This window comes from Pigmentibacter sp. JX0631 (assembly GCF_029873255.1).
Taxonomy (GTDB): Bacteria; Bdellovibrionota_B; Oligoflexia; order Silvanigrellales; family Silvanigrellaceae; genus Silvanigrella.
Map to the genome: position 1 here is coordinate 1,270,776 of NZ_CP123622.1, position 22,606 is coordinate 1,293,381.

The 22,606-nt window shown below is 31.2% G+C and carries 20 protein-coding genes and 1 tRNA gene; 15 read left to right on the plus strand and 6 right to left on the minus strand.

Annotation, left to right across the window (positions count from 1 at the left end; translation table 11 throughout):
• Window positions 1–146: 146 nt before the first annotated feature.
• Together QEJ31_RS05465 and QEJ31_RS05470 are read left to right on the plus strand one after the other, a co-directional pair.
• Entirely contained in the window at window positions 147–1,550 is a 1,404-nt protein-coding gene (locus tag QEJ31_RS05465) for a hypothetical protein (RefSeq protein WP_280592773.1), read from the plus strand.
• Between the two features lie 49 nt (window positions 1,551–1,599).
• Window positions 1,600–3,078 (plus strand): nicotinate phosphoribosyltransferase, encoded by a 1,479-nt coding sequence (locus tag QEJ31_RS05470; protein ID WP_280592775.1) that lies wholly within the window; start codon window positions 1,600–1,602, stop codon window positions 3,076–3,078.
• On the opposite strand, the gene QEJ31_RS05475 is transcribed toward QEJ31_RS05470, so the two are convergent.
• On the minus strand, window positions 3,075–4,946 hold the full coding sequence (locus QEJ31_RS05475; protein WP_280592777.1) for a cation:proton antiporter: 1,872 nt from the start codon (window positions 4,944–4,946) through the stop codon (window positions 3,075–3,077). The genes QEJ31_RS05470 and QEJ31_RS05475 overlap by 4 nt on opposite strands.
• Window positions 4,947–5,047: 101 nt before the next feature.
• On the opposite strand from QEJ31_RS05475, the gene QEJ31_RS05480 reads away from it, so the two are divergent.
• The 8 genes from QEJ31_RS05480 to QEJ31_RS05515 all read left to right on the plus strand — a co-directional run bounded on the left by QEJ31_RS05480 (window position 5,048) and on the right by QEJ31_RS05515 (window position 13,469).
• On the plus strand, window positions 5,048–6,028 hold the full coding sequence (locus tag QEJ31_RS05480; protein ID WP_280592778.1) for a hypothetical protein: 981 nt from the start codon (window positions 5,048–5,050) through the stop codon (window positions 6,026–6,028).
• 1 nt (window position 6,029) lies between these two features.
• Window positions 6,030–7,286 carry a fumarylacetoacetase gene (gene fahA / locus QEJ31_RS05485; protein ID WP_348524550.1) on the plus strand — a complete coding sequence of 419 codons (1,257 nt, stop codon included), beginning with the start codon at window positions 6,030–6,032 and terminating at the stop codon, window positions 7,284–7,286.
• A gap of 348 nt (window positions 7,287–7,634) precedes the next feature.
• A complete protein-coding gene (locus QEJ31_RS05490) occupies window positions 7,635–8,642 on the plus strand; it encodes a hypothetical protein (RefSeq protein ID WP_280592781.1) in 1,008 nt (335 codons plus the stop codon).
• A 135-nt stretch (window positions 8,643–8,777) separates the two neighbouring features.
• Entirely contained in the window at window positions 8,778–9,323 is a 546-nt protein-coding gene (locus QEJ31_RS05495) for a pentapeptide repeat-containing protein (protein WP_280592783.1), read from the plus strand.
• 28 nt (window positions 9,324–9,351) lie between these two features.
• Window positions 9,352–9,945 carry a hypothetical protein gene (locus QEJ31_RS05500; protein ID WP_280592785.1) on the plus strand — a complete coding sequence of 198 codons (594 nt, stop codon included), beginning with the start codon at window positions 9,352–9,354 and terminating at the stop codon, window positions 9,943–9,945.
• 49 nt (window positions 9,946–9,994) lie between these two features.
• Window positions 9,995–10,558, plus strand: a complete 564-nt coding sequence (locus QEJ31_RS05505) for a hypothetical protein (protein WP_280592786.1) — start codon at window positions 9,995–9,997, stop codon at window positions 10,556–10,558.
• A gap of 165 nt (window positions 10,559–10,723) precedes the next feature.
• Window positions 10,724–12,424, plus strand: a complete 1,701-nt coding sequence (locus tag QEJ31_RS05510) for a hypothetical protein (protein ID WP_280592787.1) — start codon at window positions 10,724–10,726, stop codon at window positions 12,422–12,424.
• A gap of 13 nt (window positions 12,425–12,437) precedes the next feature.
• A complete protein-coding gene (locus QEJ31_RS05515) occupies window positions 12,438–13,469 on the plus strand; it encodes a hypothetical protein (protein WP_280592788.1) in 1,032 nt (343 codons plus the stop codon).
• Between the two features lie 157 nt (window positions 13,470–13,626).
• Here QEJ31_RS05515 and QEJ31_RS05520 read toward each other — a convergent pair whose 3' ends face one another.
• From QEJ31_RS05520 to QEJ31_RS05535, 4 genes are all read right to left on the minus strand, one after another.
• Complete coding sequence (locus QEJ31_RS05520) at window positions 13,627–15,054, minus strand: FAD-binding oxidoreductase (protein ID WP_280592789.1); 1,428 nt, start codon at window positions 15,052–15,054, stop codon at window positions 13,627–13,629.
• A 98-nt stretch (window positions 15,055–15,152) separates the two neighbouring features.
• Window positions 15,153–15,229 (minus strand) — tRNA-Asp (locus QEJ31_RS05525).
• Between the two features lie 90 nt (window positions 15,230–15,319).
• The gene (locus tag QEJ31_RS05530) at window positions 15,320–15,667 is read right to left on the minus strand and encodes a hypothetical protein (RefSeq protein ID WP_280592790.1); all 348 of its coding nucleotides are present in this window, start codon (window positions 15,665–15,667) and stop codon (window positions 15,320–15,322) included.
• 90 nt (window positions 15,668–15,757) lie between these two features.
• Window positions 15,758–17,404, minus strand: coding sequence for a peptide chain release factor 3 (locus tag QEJ31_RS05535; RefSeq protein WP_280592791.1), 1,647 nt, complete (start codon window positions 17,402–17,404; stop codon window positions 15,758–15,760).
• A 136-nt stretch (window positions 17,405–17,540) separates the two neighbouring features.
• Here QEJ31_RS05535 and QEJ31_RS05540 point away from each other — a divergent pair, with 136 nt between their 5' ends.
• The 5 genes from QEJ31_RS05540 to QEJ31_RS05560 all read left to right on the plus strand — a co-directional run bounded on the left by QEJ31_RS05540 (window position 17,541) and on the right by QEJ31_RS05560 (window position 21,754).
• The gene (locus tag QEJ31_RS05540) at window positions 17,541–18,944 is read left to right on the plus strand and encodes a hypothetical protein (RefSeq protein ID WP_280592792.1); all 1,404 of its coding nucleotides are present in this window, start codon (window positions 17,541–17,543) and stop codon (window positions 18,942–18,944) included.
• 121 nt (window positions 18,945–19,065) lie between these two features.
• Entirely contained in the window at window positions 19,066–19,752 is a 687-nt protein-coding gene (locus tag QEJ31_RS05545) for a hypothetical protein (protein ID WP_280592793.1), read from the plus strand.
• Window positions 19,703–20,473 (plus strand): hypothetical protein, encoded by a 771-nt coding sequence (locus QEJ31_RS05550; protein ID WP_280592794.1) that lies wholly within the window; start codon window positions 19,703–19,705, stop codon window positions 20,471–20,473. Before QEJ31_RS05545 ends, QEJ31_RS05550 begins: the two co-directional genes overlap by 50 nt.
• Window positions 20,470–20,952, plus strand: coding sequence for a hypothetical protein (locus QEJ31_RS05555; RefSeq protein WP_280592795.1), 483 nt, complete (start codon window positions 20,470–20,472; stop codon window positions 20,950–20,952). The genes QEJ31_RS05550 and QEJ31_RS05555 overlap by 4 nt, the downstream gene beginning before the upstream one ends.
• 19 nt (window positions 20,953–20,971) lie before the next feature.
• On the plus strand, window positions 20,972–21,754 hold the full coding sequence (locus tag QEJ31_RS05560; protein WP_280592796.1) for an RsmE family RNA methyltransferase: 783 nt from the start codon (window positions 20,972–20,974) through the stop codon (window positions 21,752–21,754).
• On the opposite strand, the gene aguB is transcribed toward QEJ31_RS05560, so the two are convergent.
• The gene (gene aguB / locus QEJ31_RS05565; protein ID WP_280592797.1) at window positions 21,740–22,603 is read right to left on the minus strand and encodes an N-carbamoylputrescine amidase; all 864 of its coding nucleotides are present in this window, start codon (window positions 22,601–22,603) and stop codon (window positions 21,740–21,742) included. The genes QEJ31_RS05560 and aguB overlap by 15 nt on opposite strands.
• Window positions 22,604–22,606: the final 3 nt, after the last annotated feature.

Consider the following 22,606-nt stretch of genomic DNA (forward strand, 5'->3'; position numbering starts at 1 on the left):
TTAAAAAAAAACTTGCCAGATAGTTAATTTCATTTTAAATATGTAATTGCTGTTATTCGTTAATAATTTCAAATGTTTCCCTTTAAATCTTTGGCTATCTATTAGTGTTCAAAGCAAATTAATGCTCTGCGGGAGTAAATACTCAAATGGTAAAAAATAATGATATGGGCAATCTATTTAAATTCTGTACTGGCGTTTCTAAATTAGATTTTTACCCCTTCACAGAAATTAATAACTGGAAAAATTTGGGTTATTGGCTTCTGGTTCTAAAACCTTACATTGACAAAGAAAACACTCAAGACGGCATTCTTGAAACCTATCATTTTTGTGAAAAATCTAATACTTTTGAAGCAACCGTATGCCTTAAAGCCACATGGCAGGACGGAACGCCAATCAGTAGCTTTGAAGCTGCTATGGGTATAGCAAAAGGTCTTGCCCATAGAAAGACATCTTGCTCCATCCAAGTAAAAGGTACAGAAGAAATTACTCACTTTGGTTGGGAGAAAAAACATTACAGCGGAGTAGAAATTATCTCACCAATTAAATTTAAGCTAACTTTAACAGGTTTAGTTGAAAATATTAAAGGTGTACTTGAAGATATATTGTCATTTACAACTTTAAGAAATATTATATGGCCTGTAAGATTAAATTCTTTTACACATCCTATTTATGATCCAAGCTATTTTGATATAATTAGTAAATATCCAATAAAATTTGAAAGTGGAAAATATTTTTTATCTGTCCTTGGTAATTTAGTAGAACTTTCTACTTTAAAAAATAAAACAAATTATGATTTTTACTTTAATACATTTGATTTTAATCAATATAAAAATAGTCATGATTCAGAAGAAAATTTTAATGTAAATAAAAAACAAAATATGCATACTTTTTTCGCTATTTTTAATTCATTGAGCGATAATTTTTCATCAATTGAATCTCGTCAAAAAATTTCTAGCATTTTTAGAACCATTGCAAAAGAACTCCAAAATGAAGAGAATATTCAGTTAATTAATGGGCACATTGATAAAGATGAACCTGGTTATAACCCTGACATAAAGTGGGATGAAAATGCGTTTGAATTTCCAGAGCATTTAAAGGAAATTAAAATTGCAATTCCTTTTCCATCTGCAAAAAATAAAATATTAAAAAGATTTGAAGCCGATGCAGAAAAATATTTAATTAAAGTTAAATGGATTGATATGTCTGATGAAGAACACGCTGACAATAATTTTGATTTACAAATTGTTATTGCACGTATTCAAGGAAATAGACAAATTTGGATTCAAAATATTATTAATTCTCATTCATTCATTCAACAATTAGAAAAATTTCCAAGAACTTTATCTTCCTTAAAAAAAATAAATTTAAACTCGGCTTCAACACTGCCCTTAAATTCTAACTTATTGAATGAATTTGAAGAAATCTGCCATACAGAGTGTTCCATAGCTCCAATCTTCAGATATCACCTTCATACTTATTCCAGAAAAAACCTTCCTATAGTATTAAACATTTCTGAATTCAAAGAATTTTATTTTTCTTTGAACAGATAAAAGTTTAAAAACTTTTATTTTTGCTTAAATCTAGACCAAGGTACCAGAAATGTCAGCATATTTTTCTTCATTGTATAAAAGCTCATTAAGTTTATTAACTGATTTTTATCAACTAACGATGGCTTATGCATATTGGAAAAAAGGAATTTCTGAAACCAAAAGTGTCTTCAACGTTTACTTTCGTAAAAACCCCTTTAAAAATGGATATTCAATAGCTTCAGGGCTGGAGCTTGCAATAGATTATATTAACAATTTTTCCTTTACTGAAGATGATATCCTGTATTTAAAAAGTTTAACAGGAAATGATGGGAAACCCTTGTTTGCTGATGAATTCTTAATTTATTTAAAAAATTTGAAAATATCTTGTGATGTTTATGGAATTGAAGAAGGAAACGTAATTTTTCCGAATGAACCTTTGCTCAGAATATCAGGGCCTATTCTTCAATGCCAGTTATTAGAAACTCCACTTCTTAATATTTTAAATTTTCACACACTTATTTCAACAAAAGCAGCTAGAATAGTATCTGTTTCAAATCAGATTCCTGTTTTAGAGTTTGGCTTAAGAAGAGCACAGGGGCTAGATGGGGGGTTAAGCGCTAGCAGAGCTGCATATATTGGAGGATGCGTAGGAACCTCCAATACTTTAGCCGGGAAAATATTTGGAATTCCAGTCAAGGGAACACACTCGCACAGTTGGGTTATGGCATTTTCTAGCGAACTCGAATCTTTTTATTCACTTGCAAAAGGTATGCCAAATAATGTTGTTTTTTTAGTTGATACTTATGACACACTAAAAGGAGTCAAGAAAGCTATTGAAGTGGGTAACTGGCTAAAAGAAAGAGGTAAAAATCTTATTGGAATTCGTTTAGATTCTGGAGACCTCGCCTATTTAAGCATCGAAGCTAGAAAAATGTTAGATGCAGCAGGTTTTAAGGATACAATTATAATTGCAAGTAATGATTTAAATGAACATGTAATTTCAAGTTTAAACGAACAAGGTGCTAAAATTTCAGCTTGGGGGGTTGGTACTCAACTCGTGACTGCATTTGATGATCCTGCTTTAGGCGCTGTTTATAAATTATCTGCTATTCAAAATGAAAGTGGAAAATGGAAACATACAATTAAATTATCAGAACAAACAATAAAGATTTCTACCCCTGGAATTCTCCAAGTTCGTCGTTACTTTAAAGACCAATATTTCTTTGCTGACATGATTTACGATGAATTAACTTATAAAAAAGGCAAAGAAGCTGATATTATTGATCCAAGCGATATAAATCGATATTATAAAATCACAACCAACTGTGAATATGAAGAATTATTGAAACCAATTTTTGTAAAAGGAAAATTAGTTTATCAAACTCCAGCACTTGTACAGATAAGAGAAAAATGTTTCGAATCATTGAATAAATTACACCCTAGTATCAAACGACTATTAAATCCGCATCACTATCCAGCTGGATTAGAGAAAAATTTATTTAATTTTAAACACGATCTGATAAGAAATATTAAAAAAAATTTAGACTAATTTGATGTTTTGTGTAGTTCTCTAATTTTTTCTAATGATCCTCTTGAACCAAAGATAAATAATTCATCATTTTCAAAAAAAACAAAAGTTGAAATTGGATTTTTAATTCTCACGTTATTTCTATTAATTGCTAAGACAATACAATTATAATTTGGTCGTATAGCGGCTTCCAATATCGTTTTATTTACAAATGGATGTTCTTTATTTAAGCGAATTCCAGCTAATATACATTGATCAAGAGATATCATATTTTCATCTAGACGTTCAACACTACAAAATTGTTCAAGTTCACTAATAGATTTTTCATTTCCATAAACTAAAAGAGTATCATTTGACTGCAGTATTTCTGTTGCTTTTGGAGCAATAATTGTTCTTTTATCCCGACTTATTGCAACTACATTTACTGTAAATTTTTCTCTTAAGTTTAATTCTATCAAAGTTTTTCCAGATATTTTAGCATTAGCTGCGATGTGAACTGGCACAAGATATTCATCCCAAGGGGCTAAACGATCTAAAGTCGAAGTAACATTTTTTGCAGTCATAAGCATATAATTCTTTTTAAGCCTCGATTTAGTATTATCTATTAAATAATTAATTCCTCGAAACAAAGAATATTTTTGATAAAATGGAAGCATTTTATTTTCTATAGAAAAATTTATTACTGCCTGTGAATAAGATTCCATAAATTTACAAAATTTACTTGGAAGAATATTTTCTGCTTTATCAGCTACTGCTAACATACTCTTTACAGTAAAAGGTGTTACTAAAATTGTTATAATAGCTGTTGCAACAATTGCTGAAAAATTATCACTATCTATCACACCTAATCCAACACCCATTTGAGCAATAACAAAAGATAATTCACCTATTTGTCCCATAAATGCACTTGTCCGAATGGAATCTTTTACGCCAGAACCAGCACAAAGATTTAAAATTAAATTAAAAGAAAATTTTCCAATTATAATTAAAGATACAAAACTTAAAATAACATGCCATTTTTCAAGAATAATACTTGGTGCAAAAAGAAATCCAATTGAAACAAAGAAAACTAAAGCAAAAATATTTTTTACTGGTTCAATTATATTTTCAATTATTCTTAATTCTCTGCATTCGGATAAAATAGACCCCATTATAAATGCACCTAATGCAGAAGAAAAATTCCAAGATGCTGACAAAAAAGCTAAACCTAAAGCCAAACCAGTGCTTAAAATAACTAATAACTCTTCCTTGCCAGTATGAAAAGCTGAGTTGATAACTCTTGGAAGCAATAAAGTACCTAACAACCACCAAAGTAAAATACTACTTACAAAGATAGGAATGAGTTCTAGTAAGGCGATATCACTACCAGTTACAGATGTTGATAACCAAATGATCATAAAAATTGCAATAGAGTCTTCAACAAGTAATACTGCCATTAATTTATCTGCAAATCGCGCACTTTTTAAATGTCTATCTTCAAGTATTTTTATTATTACAGCAGTCGATGCAACTGATAGAACCGATCCAATAAAAATAGCCTCAAAACCAGTAATACCAATAAATCGACAGATTTGAGTTGCCGAAAACCACATCAATAGAACTTGAATAATACTTACAACAATAGGTCCAAAACCTATCGAAGCAATTTTCCTAACCCCAAAATGCAGTCCCATTGAAAACATGAGCAGTAAAACACCTAATTCCGCTAAAGTACTAGCAGATTCCTTACTAACCACGTAAGGTGTATATGCAATTGGTAAAGATAAAAGGACACCGCCAAATATGTACCCGAGTAACAGAGGTAGTTTGAAAAATTTTTTAAATATCCAGCCAAATATTCCACCAGTTAGAAGAATTGCTGATAGATCTTGGATAAATATATTGTGCATTTATATTTACTCCTTTAATTTCAAAAATAAATTCAATCTACCTTTAAAATTTCAATCCAGATCAAGGTACACATGATGCTAGTAACTCAAGGAGAACCATTATGCAAAGTTTAAACATTTTTATGCACGAACTCCTAGATTATGCAGGTTTATTTCCACCCGCTAAGTTAACCTTACAAGAATCGCTGTTAAATTATTCTTCTTATACTAAGCATATACAAAAAAACTGGTTAGGAAAATTTATTTTGCCAAGTAACAAAATAGCGGAATGTATAGAAATAATGTTAAACCAGAAAATTTTTAAGTCAAACAATGCTTCCTTGAAATTTTCTATTATCTTAAATTCATGCGAAAAAATTAATGATTATAGTGGCATAATTGATAGTGATTTAAAATTGATAGATCAGTTTGAATCTGCCTGCAAAAATAAAATTAGTATTGATTCAATTGAATTTTTTCCTCCTAAAGAAGTATTTCAGCCCAATAACCTTTCATTATTTAAAAACATGCTTTCTTTAGTTGATAATAAATTATGTAATGCCAAAAAAATAAAATATAAATATTTGGAAATTCCTTTTTCTGAAAACATAAATGAGTATATAGAATTTATTAGTGACTTTAATCTTAATCAAAAAGAAATTAAATTTTGCATAAAGCTTCGTACAGGAGGGGTAACACCACAGCAAATTCCTTCCGCATTTCATATTGCTCAAGCAATTCGTTTAAGTGCAGAAAAACAAATCCCAATCAAAGCAACGGCTGGATTACATGTTCCGGTTCCAAATGATAATCCAGAAGTAGGGGCAAGACTCCACGGGTTTTTCAATATTTTCTCTTGCCTTTTACTTTGTTATAAAAAACTACTAACAATATCTGAAATGGAAAATATTCTTGAAAATTACTCTTACAGTGATTTCAAGTTTACGGAAGATGGTTTTACTGTAGGGAATAAATTTTTAGCTAATGCTGAAATGACTCATCTTAGAAATTCTTTTATAAAAAGTTTTGGAACTTGCAGTTTTTTAGAACCAATAGAACATTTACATGAAAATAATTTTTTGGAAGGAAAGAAATATGCTTGAACTGAAAACTTGGTTGGATGTAAATCCAAAGCATGATTTTTCTATTTATAATATTCCATTTGGAATTTTTTATACTGGGCAAAACCCTAAAAATGCCCGCTGTGGTGCCGCTTTAGGAGACTACATTATTGATCTTTCAGCGCTATATGAATTTGGTTACTTTAAACATCACAAAAATCTCCAAGAAAAACATTTCAAAACTGATAAGCTAAATTGTTTTTTAAGCTTAGGTAACAAAATTTGTAACGATGTTCGAATTAGCATTCAAGAGTTATTTTCAACTCAAAATCAGATTTTAAGAAAAAACTCAGAGCATTTAGAGAAAATACTTGTACCTATGCAAACTGCAGAAATGCTAATGCCGATTAAAGTTGCTGACTATGTTGACTTCTATTCCAGTCTGGATCATGCAACAAATGTCGGCAAAATGTTTCGAGATGAAAAGAATCCCCTTCTTCCAAACTGGAAACATATCCCAATCGGATATCATGGCAGAAGCAGTTCTATAGTAACCACAAAAACTAATATTATCCGCCCGAAGGGACAGTTATGCCCTCCTGATTCAAATCAACCAACGTTTGGCCCTTCAAAACAGCTTGATTTTGAACTAGAAATGGCATTTGTCACGAATCAAGACACTGAAATGGGTACTGCTCTTACACCTGATAGCGCAGCTCACAATATCTTTGGCCTAGCACTGTTTAATGACTGGTCTGCACGTGATATTCAACGCTGGGAATATGTTCCGCTAGGACCGTTTTTAGGTAAGAGCTTTGCAAGTTCTATGTCTCCATGGTTAGTGTCCTTAGAGGCTCTAGCTCCTTTTTCACTACCCAGTATTGATAAGGATGTTGAAGAGTTAGAATATTTAAAAGGTACAAAAAATGGCCGTTACGATATAACCCTTGAAGTTTATTTAAAAAGTTCGAAAATGGACGGGGAAATTCTAATTTCTAAATCAAATTACAAACATATGTACTGGACCTTGTTTCAGCAGTTAGCACATATGACTTCCAATGGTTCCCCTATAAGAGTAGGGGATTTATACGCCAGCGGAACTATCAGTGGTCCCACCCCCGACTCCTACGGCTCTATGCTTGAAATCTGCTGGAAGGGCTCAAAACCATTAAGCTTACCAGATGGAACGACACGAACTTTTTTACAAGACGGCGATACAATTATCTTTAAAGGCTACGCAGAAAATTCCCTCTTTCGCGTAGGTTTTGGTAGTCTATTTAATACCGTTATTTCTTCTTAAATTTCCAAAGTACTAGTTATGATTAGAAGGTTTTCGATGTCTTTTTCAAAGACAGTTAAATTTTTCAGTCGTCTAAGAATATTTTTAATTCCTTATAAATATGACATATTTTCCTAGATTGAATACTTTTACCTATAAAATTAGTACTTTATATACTTTAAAAAAATGTCTTAAATTTTGACGAAACACTTAGCGTCTAGTGCTTTTGGATCTTCAATAGTAATCAATATGTATGGGATTCTTAATAAAGCAATTTTGCTAATCCAGTTATCTAAGAAGACCTCTTTTAAATAAGATGATTTAAATAATTATGAATTTCTCAAATATTTCTTTAGAAAGGAAAGTTTTATGCGCAAGTTACAAGAAGCAGTTAGGTTTCCTCAGTCTGTTCAACTCTTTCGTTTTTGCTTTCGCGTTCTAGAGCTAAGACAACCAAACGATAAGGTGCACGATCAAGATTTAGGGTCTATCCTAAATTATAATCCAAGTGATACAAGCCATTGGAAACGCGGTAAAAAAGCTATTCGTAATGTGCAATCACTTGAAAATCTTGCTAAAGCTCTAGATGTTGACCTCGAAATCATTCAAGACTTGGCTGATGGCCACGTTGATCTTGATGAAGCTTGGTGCGACTTCTGTGATGCTGAAGAAGAGCGTCGCTTGTCTTTAGAAGAACCAGGTGTCCGTATTGAAAGACGTGACAGAAGCTTAGAAATTGAAAAAGTAGCACAAGAGATCCTAGCAAAAGCTAATGTAACTTCAGTTCCTGTTCACATTCCAGAACTTATTTCCGCATTTCCTTTCATTCAGTTAATGCCTGGAGATGTTTCTGACAAATTAGCACGTAGCTCTAGAGTTAGACCTGGTCACTATGCTATCCGTTTCCGCAAAGGTGACATTAGAGCGCATACTCGTACAGCTATTGCAAGAGAAATTGCAAGAATTGTTCTTCTTTCTGAAAGAGAGAAGTTTAAGTTCACAAGCCGTTGCGAAACGCTATCACAAGCTGAAATTGTTGATTTTGCAAATGCCCTTCTAGTTCCTAGAGAAGCTCTAGCTGTTGAGATCCAAAAAATTTCAACTCGTGTAAACATGGTAAAAGCACTTGCCGATTTATTTTGGGCACCTAAGTCTGTTATCCGTTCTAGACTTTCTTCTATTCTATTTGAAACTGCTTCAAATAGTGTATTTGAAGCTGCCGCTCTTGAAGCAAGAATTTCAGTTCAAGATAGATCTGAAATGGTTGATGAAGAGTTTCTTGATGAAGAATTTAGTGAAGATTCAAACTCAGTTTCTTTTGCTAAAAAACAAGGGCGTCCTGCTCAAGGTGTAACCGCACCAAACTCTGTTCACTAATTCAATCTGTCACATTTTTGGATATAATAAATTAAAAAGAGAGCTTTTTCAAAGGCTCTCTTTTTTTTATTCTTGATTTTTTTGCTTTTTGAGGCAATGTTTAGTTTCAAGTCGAGCTTAGGAGGTTTACTCATAATGGTTACTATATTGGACAAAAAATCGAAACCAACAAAAGTCAGCTTAATGGCACGAAAAGTGATTGATGAAGATGATGACGATGACTTTTTAGATGATGACGAAGAAGAAGAGGAAGATGGTATTCCTGAAATTCGCAGTGAAATCGATTCTGATGAAACTAAACCCAAAACCTTAACACGCAAAGAAGCAATTGATATTCTGCAAACTACACGTGATTTTTCTAAATTAGATTTTAGAAAAGCTAATTTAGCAAAGCTTGATTTTTCCAATTGCAACTTTGAAACATCAAATCTTTCTTACGTAAACTTTAAAGACTCAAACTTAGAGGGCTGTAATTTTACGAATGCCAGCTTATGGAATGCAAATTTAGAGGGTGCAAATTTAACGCGAGCAAATTTAGAAGATGCAGATTTAGACTACACTAAGTTAAGAGGTGCCATTCTATATCGGGCAAATGTAAGAAGAGCAACACTTCCTACTGACCTTATTCCAAGAGAAGAAATTTTACGTTCCATTAATGAAGGTACTAAAGTAAATAGATAGTAGATTTTTTTAAGGAAGAATTATTAAAATGGATTTTAAATTTCTTGCTTTCCCTTGTTTGTTGTTCACAACTGAATGTTTCGCAATACCGGAAATATTTATTTCTAACAGAACAACAAACCCTATTAAAATTACATATAATTATTTAAAACATAATACTTATTTAAGTGATAATCATACTATACTGAATCCTAATCAAACTTATGGTGGGGAAACAAGAAGATATGTAATAAATAATAATTACTTAATTGAGCTTATCGATACCCATATTGAATGTAGTTGGCTTCACACTCTTGGAATAAAGCATCCAAATGGGTGGGGCATAAAATTAAATATAAATTATAATGAAATAATTACTATTTGCGCTAATAAATACAATGTATTTGATAATAAAAATCATGCTTCAATTGAATATTTTCAAGATGAAAGTGGCGTTGAAAAAATAATTTTTAGAAACATTGGTTGGTGGGTTCAAAATGATAAATTTCCTATTGAAAAAGAAATAATTCTTAATTCATTAAAAAATGAATATTCTCCGTATTGGATGAATATGTTTCTTTATTATGGAGATAAAATAGAAAATTCTTCTATTCCTAAGATAAGAGAATATGCAGGTTACTAAAATTAACTTCAAATGACTCTTTCTGAAATAATTAAACTTGGAGAATGCTATGAAAAAATATTTTTGGGTGTTTTTTTTAGTTTTATTGCCAATCCAATCTTTTGCTTTAATAAATGTTAAATTTGTAAATAAAAGTCTTCATGCTGTAGAATTGGCAAGTATTGATACAAATTCATACCATACATTAAATCCTACTATGGTGTCCCAAGTATCAATACAGAATTCATTTCTAACTCAAAGTCAACGTTTTATTATTAATAATAATTACGCAATTCAACTTGTAGATACGGGGGAAGAATGCAGCTATTTAAATGCATTTAATATTCGATATTCTAACGGAACAAAAGTTGAACTATATATTAACAACAACAAATTATCTTCAATTTGCTCTACTAAAAAACATTACTTAACATATGCAAAAAATATAGAACTAATTTTTGCAAATGATCCAAACCCCTTGTTTATATCAGATGTCTTAATAATACGAAATGCGGGATGGTGGGCAAATACTAACGGATATCCAGTGGAAAAAAATATTTTATTAAACGCTCATAAAATGAATTTAACTTCTGAGCAAATAGTGCATTTCATGCTAAATGGAATTATTCTCTAATTCATAAAATTAAAATTTCATTTGCCAATCTAACTTGCAAAATATAAATTTGTTTTTAAGTTGAAATTTATTTTAATTCAATTATAATTCTTAAAAATCATCAAAATAATAATTATAAATTAATATTATATCATATTAAATAATAAATACCCGAAAGGACTCAAAATGTTTTCACGGTTTATTTATTATAGCTTATTTTGTTTAGTAAGCTATAATGCCTATGCAGGCTCTCCATCTTTATATAATAAATGTACATTTGGAAATATCAGTCATCCTAAAAACTCTTCAGCAGTAGCTTTTGATGAGGAGTGTTTAAATGCTTATGTTTTACCACCTAATGTTGGAACAGCTAAAGTTACAGCAGTTCAACAATCGCAAAATTTAGGGCTATGTCCAGCATTAAAAACAAATTTAGTTTCTTTAGGGGAAAGTACTAAAACTAGACTAATATTACTAAAAAAAATAAACAAAATGTTAGAAGAGTATAAACCTCTTCAGCTTCAACGTGATAAATTATACGCAGTTGTCTCAAAAAATAAAGCCCTGTTTGATTCAGCTTCAGAAAAATTAAATAACAATAAAGTTAAAGAAAAGAAATTACTAGATAGAATTACAGAAACAAAAACTTCATATGACAGACTTGTAACAATATCAGCAGCAAATTCAGAAATTAATTTAGCAAGAGATTTTTATGAAAAATCATTAGTTGAATATAAAACCTTCATAACAGGAGATCTTTTTAAATCAGAAAATGACTACTATTTTATTAAGAAAGAGTATTTACGACATAATGAAGATTATAGTTACTTTGATTCAAAATATGCCGAAAGCATTAAACCTCTCCTAGATCTTCAAAAAATGGTTGACGATTTAGAGAGAACTTCCTTGGAAAGCTATAAGAAGTATGTTTCATTAGAGGGATTAACTGCCCAAATATTATTTAACGTTGATTCTACAAACATTCTTAAAGGATACAAATCTCTTAATAAGAATTTAAATTTAACTTGGCAAGTAATGCCGATGAAAGATGCTTTTTTTAGCGCCTCAGTAAAATTAGCCGACAATTCTGCTGATTCTACTGCAACAGCTTTAATCGATAGTGTTATTCCCGGTATTAAATCACAAAGTTTGAAAGATTTAGATTCAAATCAAATCACACCTTCACTAAATGAAGGACAAGTAACAGCTCCTTATCCGTTTGGGAGTGTTTCTGGAAAAGTCCGTTTAAATTTAAATGGAGCATGCGTTTATTTCGATAATGTTAATAAATCTGTAGCGGGAACTGATGTAAATAATATAACAGCAAATTTAAGTTTAAACGTTAATTATACATATCAAGTAAAAGTTAGACGCTCATTCACTGCAAAATATAATTTATACAATATGTTGTCCAGAATTGAAAAACAATCAACTAAAGGAGGTTGGATAAAAACTTCTTCACTGCACTCTGTAGTTGAAGATAAAAATTCTGGTGATTGGTTTCACATAAAGTTTGATGGTGATTCATCTGCTTTTCAATACACTCCGCAAGAACAAGATGAAATAACTAAACAAGAAAAAGCATTGCTTGTAGATAGGGCTTTAAAACAGTTCGCCGCAATTAATTCAGGAACTCCACAACCAGCACCTGCTTTAGTTACTCCCCCAGAAAGCGGCTTTATGTATGCTTCAAAGCAGTTAAGGTATTGTCCTCACTTTTATTGTCAAGTTGGATCATTTGTGTTGGGAACATTGTCATCAATATTTGGCAGCTCTACAGCAGTCTCTGAGTTTAAAAATAAAACTAATGTTTGGGCAATAGATCAAATAGATGGTTATCAAATTATAGATCGATCAGGATCATTAACTTTTTCAAGTAAGTTATAAAAAAGGAGAATTTATGAATGTTTTTCTAAGAAATTTTCTAATACTTGCAAACTTTCTACCTTTTTGCACATCCGCTTCAGAACATATTGAAGTTAATATCTCGGCATTTAATGAACCAATTGAAATTTTTGTTGATGGAAATACAATTTTTTATTCATCACTTCCTAAAAATTTAGTAGGTCAAGTAAATTTTCAAGTAAATACCATAGGGACTTTTTATCCCTCAGGTATTACTGATAGTAATTGTGAATTAGTTGAATCAAGAGCAAAAAATGCAGTCAATTCTTTTTTCCCAAATTCTGTCAGAGTGGAACAACGAAATTTAGTGCGAAAATATGGATCTGTAAAATTAAAATTTTCTACAACTGATAGTTTTTATTCAAAACTTTTAAAAAGAAGAATAGTAGAGAAAATTTCTGAAAAACTTAACAATAATTTATCCTATGACTTTAAAGATAATTTTCAAATTGATGAAGCATCTTTTGTAGTTGAGTATGATAAAAATGCTATTTCAAATATAATTGACAATAAAGAAGAAATTAATAAACAACTTTTTAAGGTTACAGATATTAATTTGCTGAAAAAAGGATCTATATCTGTTGAATTAAACTCTTCTGATTTTATTTGTGATTTACACTCTGGAAAAGCAAAAATTAAATTAATTTATCAAGGCAAATACGGAATAAAAAAGAACACTAATTATATACTTAGTAACTCAGAAATTGAACACATAATACTAAACTTAAACAATAATAAAATAAAATATTTCGAACCAAACGTTATAAATTCAAAAGAAAAAAATTTAATTCTTTCTTCACTACTTTTAAAAGAAAGTCTACAAAGTATCAACCGTTCTAATTTAGATATAGATAACTTCTTTCTATTGTTAGAGCAAATAACAAACCAAGACGATGGAAAGATTTATAGTAACCTATCTTCTAATCTTTTCACAATCACAATTGGCGCTGTTGATAATTATCCTTATAAATACACAGGAACCCTAAACTTTGAGATACAAAAACCAAATCTAAAACAAACTCAATAAATATTTATTTTCTAACTAGCAAATGAAATATTTTTCTTATATGGCTCTCCTTATTTATCATCCACAAGTAATTCAGATATACTCCCAATGAATTCTTTATTTCTTTTTTGGCAAATCAATTAATCACACAAACAATTAATTAAAAAAGTTTCCTATCTTAAAGACTATTCTCTGGCAATTTAATAGGTGTATAATAACGATCCAAAAGTTTATTTCGAAATCGATTGAAAGGGTCTACTTTTTTCTTAAGTGAAAAAAATTCTTTGTAATTTGGGTAAGCCTTCATAAATTGATCTTCGCTAGCATGAATTTGATATGGAAGGTAGTAAGTGCCATTTAAAGATAAAGCTTTATCTATTAATTCTTTTGTCCATCTAGCAACTTTATCTTTCTCTTGTTTTTGTAACCCTTGCTTATAATAAATTACAAATGAAAAAACTTCTTCACGCGCCCAACTCATTAAAGAGCCAGTATCAGGTAGAGCATGCCGAACAGAAACATTAATAACATTCACATGAAAGTCATCAAATATTTTTTTCATCATAGGTACAAATTTTTCAAAATTCTTCACAGGAATAAAATATTCTTGCAGCACATAAGTATTTGGATAGCGAATCAAAGGCTCTAGTTCAGCAACATCATAACTCGCTTCATAATTTCTCCAAACTACTTTAGGTTTTGAATACAGCTTAGGTTCGAGTTTATTTCGAACATTAGAACCATGAGGGATAGAAGAAATTGCTGAAATAGTCATAGGTTGCAACAAGTATTTTAAATCTTTTGGAATTAGTCGTTCTTTTACTGTCAATGGTTTCAAAGTTTTAACCCATGTGATTGCTCTAATTTTTTTGAATTCAGGAAGAATAAAGTCTCCATTGTGGAATACAGCATTTGAATCTGACTTAACCGAAGAATAAAAATAGTCCTTATATTTTTCTAACTTTATTTCTTTTACTGATCTTTCAACCTTCGTATTATCAGTAAGGTACAATGTAGCTTCAACTATCACCCCCAAAGCGCCATAGCCTCCAATCGCTCCATAAAATAATTCTTTGTTTTCGCTTGAAGAGCAATTTACCAAACTGCCATCTGCTAACACTATTTTTATAGATTCAACTGAATGAATAATTGGCCCCTGATTCACATACCTTCCATGCGCATTTACACTCAGAGATCCTCCGACAGTAAAATTTGAATAAGTTTGCATAATTTTGAGAGATAAATTTTTCTGATCAATTGCAGTTTGAATATCACGCCAGCGTATTCCTGCTTGGACAGTTATTTTTTTAGCCTTTTCATCAAGAAAAATAATATTATTCATTTTTCGCATATCAATTTGGAGGGCATGTTCTGTGGCAGTCTGACCACCCATACTGTAACGTCCACCACCGATTGAGATTATTCCTGAGGATTTCTTGATCTTTTCCTGAATTTCAAAAACTTGAGTAGGAACAAAGACAGAATCAACCTGAATAGGATTGAGATGGCTAATGTCATTTACAATAATACTTGCAAAGCTAAACACTGAGGGAGAAATTAAATTAAAAAAAATTATTTTAGCTATAATCTTCTTAAGAAAAAACATGATTATCATCCTAGCCAGGAGCGAGAGTTCTGTTATACTCTTAAGCTTTTTTACCAAAAAAAAAGCAGTAAGACTAAATCTTACTGCTTTTTTTATAATGGCGGGATGGACGGGACTTGAACCCGCGACCTCCGGCGTGACAGGCCAGCGTTGTAACCAACTCTACTACCACCCCACTCGTGTGAATCTGTATGCCAGAGTCAAATTATGAATGCAAGTGGTTAAATCACTTTTTTTTTAAAATTTGATAAATAATGTATTTCAATCACTTATGTGGAGAAAAAAGACCTCCAAAGAGGATATACAAGCCAAAAAGGATGGCAAGCCCTGCGATTACATAGTAAAATATTGTAAATATTGAGAATTTCTTCTTGTTGTTCTTTTTATTTGTTTTTTGACCAGATTTGTACTGTCCAGAATGTTGGATTCTTCCAGAGTGTCCACCCTTAATATTTCTAGCCAAGGTGTCTTGCTGACTTCGACCTGATGTTCCATTTTTATGTTTTTTGTGTTCAGATTTATTCTTATGATCGCTCATCTGGATGATTTTTCCTCCAGAATTATGGTCACTTGAGTGCAATTTAAACATATTTACAGAAAACAAACTCTTCATTTTTATGAGCTCCTCAAAAGAGAAGTATTCTCAGAAAATCAGCCAATAATATTATTTTTATTGCGTTATATTCAATATACAGTAAAAAATTTAATCCTCAAATATGTTTGTTGACATTTTCATCATATTACCATGCATACTAGAGTTGCTTCTAAATAACTGAATTTTAGTGCATTTTTCTTGAAAATAACTCAATGAAAAATCATTTTTAAACAAAAATAAAGGATATCCCTGCATATCTCTTACACAAACCACGTCGGTTGCGGTTCTTGCTTCAGAAATTTCTTCATTCGAAGCATTTGTCCAGCGTGCATGCTTAAACGGCAAGGAATCTAATGAACAATCAACATTATATTCATTTTTTAAGCGAAAGAGAAGCACATCAAATTGCAGAACCCCAACAGCCGCCAAAATAGGGTCACTGGCCGAGCGACTCTCATCTATGAACATTTGGACTGTACCTTCTTGACACAACTGAACTAATCCCTTCAACAATTGCTTTCTCTTTAAAGCACTTGTCGTTCTAACGACAGCAAAATTTTCAGGCGCAAATGAAGGTATTCCTTCAAACTCAAAACTCGCACCTTCTATTAAAGAATCGCCAATAGAAAACACCCCAGGATCATAAATACCAACAACATCTCCTGCATAAGCTTTTTCTAAAGTTGTTCTATCTTGAGCAAAAAATTGCTGTGGAGTAGTAAGCCGTATTTCACGATTTAAACGCGGAATAGTTACGTTAAGACCTGTTTCATAACAACCGCTTACAATTCGTAAAAAAGCTATTCTATCGCGGTGTTTTGGGTCCATATTAGCCTGAATTTTGAAAATAAACCCGCTAAAATCTGTTGAATAAGGGTCAATTTTACCTTGGCTGCTGCCTTTTGCTGAAGGAGGAGGAGACATTGAAAGAAACTTTTCTAGAAATAAGCGGACACCGAAATTAGTCATGGCTGCGCCAAAAAAAACAGGAGAAAGCTCACCCTTCAAAAATCTTTCAGCTGAAAATTCATCACCCGCCATTTCGAGCATTTCTAATCCGTCTAAAGACTCACTCAGTAAGTCTTGTGGAACAAGTTGCGAAATACTTTCTTTATCTGCAAGAGGAATAATTCTTGCCGCTGTTTCAGTGGTTGTATTTCTTCCCTCAAAGTAGTGAAGGGTCTTTGTTTCTCTTTCTATAATCCCTTTAAATCTTTCACCTGAGGATACAGGCCAACTCATGGGATAGGTAGCGATTCCTAAAACACTCTCAATTTCATGCATAAGCTCTAAGGGATCACGCGATTCTCTATCCAATTTATTTACAAATGTAAAAATTGGGATTCCCCTTAATTTACAAACTTCAAATAACTTAATTGTTTGCGGTTCTACCCCTTTTGCAGCATCTATTAACATGATAGCAGCATCTGCTGCAGCCAGGGTTCTATAGGTATCTTCAGAAAAATCTTGGTGCCCAGGAGTATCAAGTAAGTTACAAATATAATTACGATATTCAAAATTCATCACACTTGTAGAGACAGAAATACCACGTTGCTTTTCTAGTTCCATCCAGTCTGAAGTAGCAAATTTCTTTGATTTTTTTGCTTTTACAGAACCGGCCAAACGTATAGCACCACCAAGAAGTAATAATTTTTCTGTCATTGTGGTTTTTCCGGCGTCAGGATGTGAGATGATAGCAAACGTTCTCCGTCTGTTTACTTCTTCTCTGAGTAATTGTTTGTCAATGGAAGACATATGTTTCTCCTATGGGGATACTAAAATGACTGCTTTTTGCTAGCACAATTTTGACACTATGGGAATTTCAGAGGTACAAGATTGCGAGGATACTTGAGAACAGGTGAATCACTACAAGCACCAAGAGGCGTCTTTCATGAATCAGGTAAGTTTACTACAACTTAGAGAAATAGCAGACCAATTAATACTATTGTCTGGCACATTCCAAATAAAACCCCACTATCTTCGAGCTAAGCAAATTAGGCAAGCCGATAAATCGTTAGTCGCAGTAGATGCTTTCTTTTCACAAGATTTAGCTTCAGAGGCAAAACAATGGAAAGAATCCATCGAAGGTTTAACAATTCTTAGAAAAAAATTACAATCTGTCGAAGAAAAACAAAATGAAATTGAAGAACTTCAAGCTAGAATTGCAAGTTTAACAAAAAATATTCAACCTTGGATTGCTCTAGAAGATACCGAACGGCAAAAGATCATCCAAAATGCTAAACGAGCACAAGAATTCATTAACAATAATTTAGAAAAAACGGAAGCACATATTATCCATCGTTATAACCGCTTTTCTGCCCTAAAGGATCTCTCTCCTTATGCAGATAATGCAAACTATCTTTGTGAGGCTGTATTTCATTTTGAAAATAGAGAAAAATATGAGTTAAATATTGATAAAGTTGAAAAGAAAAAAATAGCTGCAACCGAAAGACTAAAAACTGTAAATCGAGGATTCTGGTTGGCTATTATATTTTGTATTTTTATTATAACAATTCCTATTTGTTCTTTGTTTGCTTTAAGTTTATGGAAAAGAAAGAAAGATATTGAAAATCAAATTGTCAATTCCGAAGAAATATTAAGACGCGAAAATAAAAGATTAATTTCTGCCGAAGAAGGCTCCGTTGTTGCCCAAGATATTCGTTCTATTTTAGGAGAAATTTCATTAGAGCAAATTCGTGATACACTAGCAGAAGTTCGTGATTTACGCGCTGAGTTTCAAGGGCCAGAAAGAACAACAAGTTCCACAGCTATTTTGTTAAGTTTCATTGATCTGCACAAAATAAAATTAGAAGAATTATTTGGTAATATTCCAGAAAACCCAATTAAAACATTTAAGTGGTTAGCTGATTTTGTTTCTAAATACCAAAATATGGAAGTAAATATTAATCAATTAGAGACCAGAAAGAATGAAGTTATCCAGCAACAAAAACAACTCACAAAAGGGTATTCACCAGAAATTTTAATAAATAGTATAAAAAAACTTGAATTGGTTATTTTTCACACTATGCAATTTCCTTTTACAGAAGACAATAAAGATTTCTTCGCAGAGTTATGCATAAAAATACCTCCAGTTTTATCTCAAGTAAGAGAAGTCTTATTTTTTGTCAGTCGCAGCCATCCTATAGATCCTCAATATTGGAATAATTTAAAATTAAAAATTCAAGGTTTTTCAAACACTATGTCATTGTGCGTATTAGATGCTGAAATTGGACAACTAGATAATTCATCAAGTGATACATTACCTGAAAAAGCAAAAATTCAAGCGAATAGTTAGTTTAAAAACAAGCCATATATTTGACATAAATAAAATTAGAAACTTAAAATAAATTTCATAATAAAAGAATAATTAGTATAATTAGACTATAATTGTATATTACTAAATACAAGGCTGAATTATGAAATACTATTACCGTTGTTTAGTTATTTTCTTTTTATTTAGTTCAATTGCTTATGCTGATGGCGAAGAAAATAAAATATCATTTGATTTTGCGAAGATGTCCATATCAACTTTTGGAGTTTCTACTACAAATCAAGAAGAGCAAAATGGTAGTTTAAAAGCTGAAGTAAATGCACGAAAAAATGCAATCCAAAATATTGAAACTTATTTTAAAAACACTTGTAGCAAAATTGAGAAAGGTCAATTAGGCACAAAACCAGAATGGGAAAAGTTTTTTCATTCCCAAGGCAGTGAAATATTTTCAAATGGCATTGTAAAAGTTTCCCTTGCTGCTCCTTACAGAGATATTATAAAAACACCCAGTAATTCAAAGAAAAAACCAGTAACCACAGAAGATGGAAAGAAAATTGCATTTTCAATGCTATTTACAATTCCTGGAAGTATCGTTCAATGTGGTGCTATTATTTTAGATGTTGGAAATAATAAAAAAGTTTTAGTGTCTCCAACGAAAGTTGTTTCCTCCGCTATTGGCTTAACTGTTGTAAAATTAGCTTATGATGGAAAGTCGGAATTAAAAGCAGCTTCTCCAGAAGATGCTGCTATTTTACAAAATACAACACTTGCAAAGGAAGCATATGTACCTGCTAGTGTTATTCCTGTTACAGTTATCGTTCCAGGACAATAGTTTTGCTCAGCAAAAAAAGAAAATAATTGATTCTCAACACAATACTTATAAAGAAGATTTGCCAACTATTGTATTTGTTTGTGAATACTGTAGCTTGAAAAAAGAAAAAATTTCTTTGGAGGTAAACTTTACACACATCTCTGAAATAGATAGGTTTAAATATGTTTTTTCGTCGGAATGGAATCAAGATTCTCAGTTAATTCTTAAAAAACAGCAAGATACTGAATATCAAATTTCAGGAACAAAATCTTGGCCTCCAAAAGTACCTCATTCACTCTCTCCGTTAAAAAATAAAAAAGGATTGCTTGTATTTCGAAACTATCAATCCATAGCTGAAAAACATCAGCCATATTTTGAAAATTACGTTTTATTTTATCATGATCATGTTTATATAGCAGAAAAAGTTAGTGAAATTCAGAACTCCTTAAATACTTCAGATCCCAATTTAAATAAAAGGGATGGAATCAGGTTTTTCATTACCAAAGAAATATCAGGGGAAAGCATTAAAGATTTAGAAAAAGTAATAAAAAACTTTACAGCCGATAAAAATTCAATAATTATCCCTTATCAAGTCACTTCTGAGGGGGTTAGATACAAAAGTGATATAGATGTTAACCAAAAAATGCGAACCATAAAACAAATAAATCAGTTCGTCCCTAATTTATCTGCACAAGCCCCCAAAGGAACAACTGACATTATTGAAATTACAAGAGTCAAATGAAGAACTTTAATAATACTTTTTTTCTTACAATTACTGCTTATATTTTGTTTATAGAAAATAAAAAATCCAATAAATTGCAAAATGAACACAATTTTTATGTAAACTTAATTCCAGAATTATCTCAACAAAAAATTAATATTTTCTTACCTGAACTAGACAGCAAATTATGTGAAGAAATTTTTCAGTCTGCTAAAGTCTTGTGTGACTTTGAAGCACTTACTTTTTTACCGGATGAATCAAAAAGTGATTATGAAAAATCGAAACAAAGAGTTAAAGAATTATTACAAAATGTTTTATTTAATGACTTATTTATAAAATATAAATCAAATAACTTATTTTTTGAAAATTGGCGCTTATTAATAGGTATGTTTGTCACTTTTTCAGAATGGTGCGATAATATTGATTTTTATAAAGAAAATTTCGATACACAACTTATATTATTGAAAGAATCTCCATTAATATCATTCAACCAATTTTAATATTTTATAGGTTAAAGTTATGAGTATACAAAAACAATTATGGACATTTATCAGTCATGAATTAAATTTGCAGACAAAAACTATACAGTTAAATGAAAATGAACATCACTATGCTTTTCATGTTCTTCGCATATCTGTTGGAGATGCCGTAGAAGTAACTAATTGTAAAGGTATTAAGGCAAAAGGTATTGTTGAAAAATCCTCTAAAAAAGAAATTATAATTAAAATTATTGAAGTTATTAAATTAGACATATCAAAGCTAAAAGTAGCATTAATATTAGCATATCCAAAACCAACAACATTGGAAGAAGTGGTTTCTAGCGCATCTGAATTAGGTGTAAATGAAATCCATATTTTTAAAGCAGACCGTTCTGCAACAAAAGCACCAATTAAACTAGAAAAACTTAAAATAGTAAGCGATGAAGCCGTAAGAATTAGTAAAAGTAGTTATTCTGCTGAAATATTTTCTTATGAAAGTTTAAATTCTCTAGCTGAAAATTTAGAACTAAAAAACAGCAAAGAAAATTTAATTTTATTCTGTGATGAATCGCATGTGTATGAAGGTAAAATAACAAATTCAATATTAACTAAAATAAATAAAAACTTTGAAAAAAATACACAAAATATTTATATAGTAATAGGTCCTGAAGCTAGTTTTTCTGATAATGAAAGAATAATACTTACTAAAAAAATACAAGCAATACCAGTTTCTCTTGGGGCTAATATTTTACGAGTACCTAATGCAGCACTAAGTGCATTAGGTGTTGTGTTGAATTATATAAATGATTTAAAAACCATCTAAACTTAAAATAGTTTTGTATTTCTCTGGTCTTCTATCCCTGAAAAAGCCCATTCCAGCTCTAAAAGTTGAGGCTTCAGATAAATTTAACTCAGCATAAAGAATGGTTTCTGAGTTTTTATCCGCTTCAGTTAATTTATTTCCCATATAGTCACAAATAAAAGAACTACCATAAAAAGTCATATTTTTTTCAGTCCCAACTCTGTTAGGTGCAGCTAAGTAAACAGAATTACAAACTGCATGCCCAATCATTGCTCTTTGCCACATGTCTTTTGTATCAATAGCGTGAGCTTCAGGGGGTTCACTACCAATTGCTGTTGGATAAAGCAGTAGATCTGCACCCAATAAAGTCATAATTCGAGCCGATTCAGGAAACCATTGATCCCAACAAATTCCTACTCCAATTTTTCCATATTTAGTATCCCAAACTTTAAAACCAGAATCACCAGGATTAAAATAATATTTTTCTTGATAGCAAGGCCCATCAGGTATATGTGTTTTCCGATATACGCCCAATATTTCTCCGCTCGCATCAATCATGGCAAGGCTATTAAAATATGCTTGACCAGCTTTTTCAAAAAAACTGATTGGCAAAACAACATTGTATTCTTTTGCAATAGATTGAAAATGACTTAGAAAAGGATGGTTTGTAACAGGTGAAGCTAAAGAAAATAAGTGATCATATTGTTCTTGACAAAAATAGTGATTTTCAAATAACTCAGGTAATAAAATAATTTTTGCATTATTTATTACTGCATTCTTAATAAAATCAGTCGCTTTCTTGATATTTTCTTCTAAATTATTTGACATTTGCATTTGTATAATAGCTAACTTTACAACGTTACTTAACATTAA

Excerpts from the sequence above, each read along its gene's own strand:
- QEJ31_RS05480 (WP_280592778.1), top strand. The coding sequence starts at position 5,048 with ATGCAAAGTTTAAACATTTTTATGCACGAACTCCTAGATTATGCAGGT.
- QEJ31_RS05535 (WP_280592791.1), bottom strand. The coding sequence starts at position 17,404 with ATGTCTTCCATTGACAAACAATTACTCAGAGAAGAAGTAAACAGACGG.
- QEJ31_RS05495 (WP_280592783.1), top strand. The coding sequence starts at position 8,778 with ATGGTTACTATATTGGACAAAAAATCGAAACCAACAAAAGTCAGCTTA.
- QEJ31_RS05515 (WP_280592788.1), top strand. The coding sequence starts at position 12,438 with ATGAATGTTTTTCTAAGAAATTTTCTAATACTTGCAAACTTTCTACCT.
- QEJ31_RS05500 (WP_280592785.1), top strand. The coding sequence starts at position 9,352 with ATGGATTTTAAATTTCTTGCTTTCCCTTGTTTGTTGTTCACAACTGAA.
- QEJ31_RS05505 (WP_280592786.1), top strand. The coding sequence starts at position 9,995 with ATGAAAAAATATTTTTGGGTGTTTTTTTTAGTTTTATTGCCAATCCAA.
- QEJ31_RS05470 (WP_280592775.1), top strand. The coding sequence starts at position 1,600 with ATGTCAGCATATTTTTCTTCATTGTATAAAAGCTCATTAAGTTTATTA.
- QEJ31_RS05465 (WP_280592773.1), top strand. The coding sequence starts at position 147 with ATGGTAAAAAATAATGATATGGGCAATCTATTTAAATTCTGTACTGGC.
- QEJ31_RS05545 (WP_280592793.1), top strand. The coding sequence starts at position 19,066 with ATGAAATACTATTACCGTTGTTTAGTTATTTTCTTTTTATTTAGTTCA.
- QEJ31_RS05475 (WP_280592777.1), bottom strand. The coding sequence starts at position 4,946 with ATGCACAATATATTTATCCAAGATCTATCAGCAATTCTTCTAACTGGT.
- aguB (WP_280592797.1), bottom strand. The coding sequence starts at position 22,603 with ATGTTAAGTAACGTTGTAAAGTTAGCTATTATACAAATGCAAATGTCA.
- QEJ31_RS05490 (WP_280592781.1), top strand. The coding sequence starts at position 7,635 with ATGCGCAAGTTACAAGAAGCAGTTAGGTTTCCTCAGTCTGTTCAACTC.
- QEJ31_RS05550 (WP_280592794.1), top strand. The coding sequence starts at position 19,703 with ATGTACCTGCTAGTGTTATTCCTGTTACAGTTATCGTTCCAGGACAAT.
- QEJ31_RS05510 (WP_280592787.1), top strand. The coding sequence starts at position 10,724 with ATGTTTTCACGGTTTATTTATTATAGCTTATTTTGTTTAGTAAGCTAT.
- QEJ31_RS05530 (WP_280592790.1), bottom strand. The coding sequence starts at position 15,667 with ATGAAGAGTTTGTTTTCTGTAAATATGTTTAAATTGCACTCAAGTGAC.
- QEJ31_RS05540 (WP_280592792.1), top strand. The coding sequence starts at position 17,541 with ATGAATCAGGTAAGTTTACTACAACTTAGAGAAATAGCAGACCAATTA.
- QEJ31_RS05560 (WP_280592796.1), top strand. The coding sequence starts at position 20,972 with ATGAGTATACAAAAACAATTATGGACATTTATCAGTCATGAATTAAAT.
- QEJ31_RS05520 (WP_280592789.1), bottom strand. The coding sequence starts at position 15,054 with ATGTTTTTTCTTAAGAAGATTATAGCTAAAATAATTTTTTTTAATTTA.
- QEJ31_RS05555 (WP_280592795.1), top strand. The coding sequence starts at position 20,470 with ATGAAGAACTTTAATAATACTTTTTTTCTTACAATTACTGCTTATATT.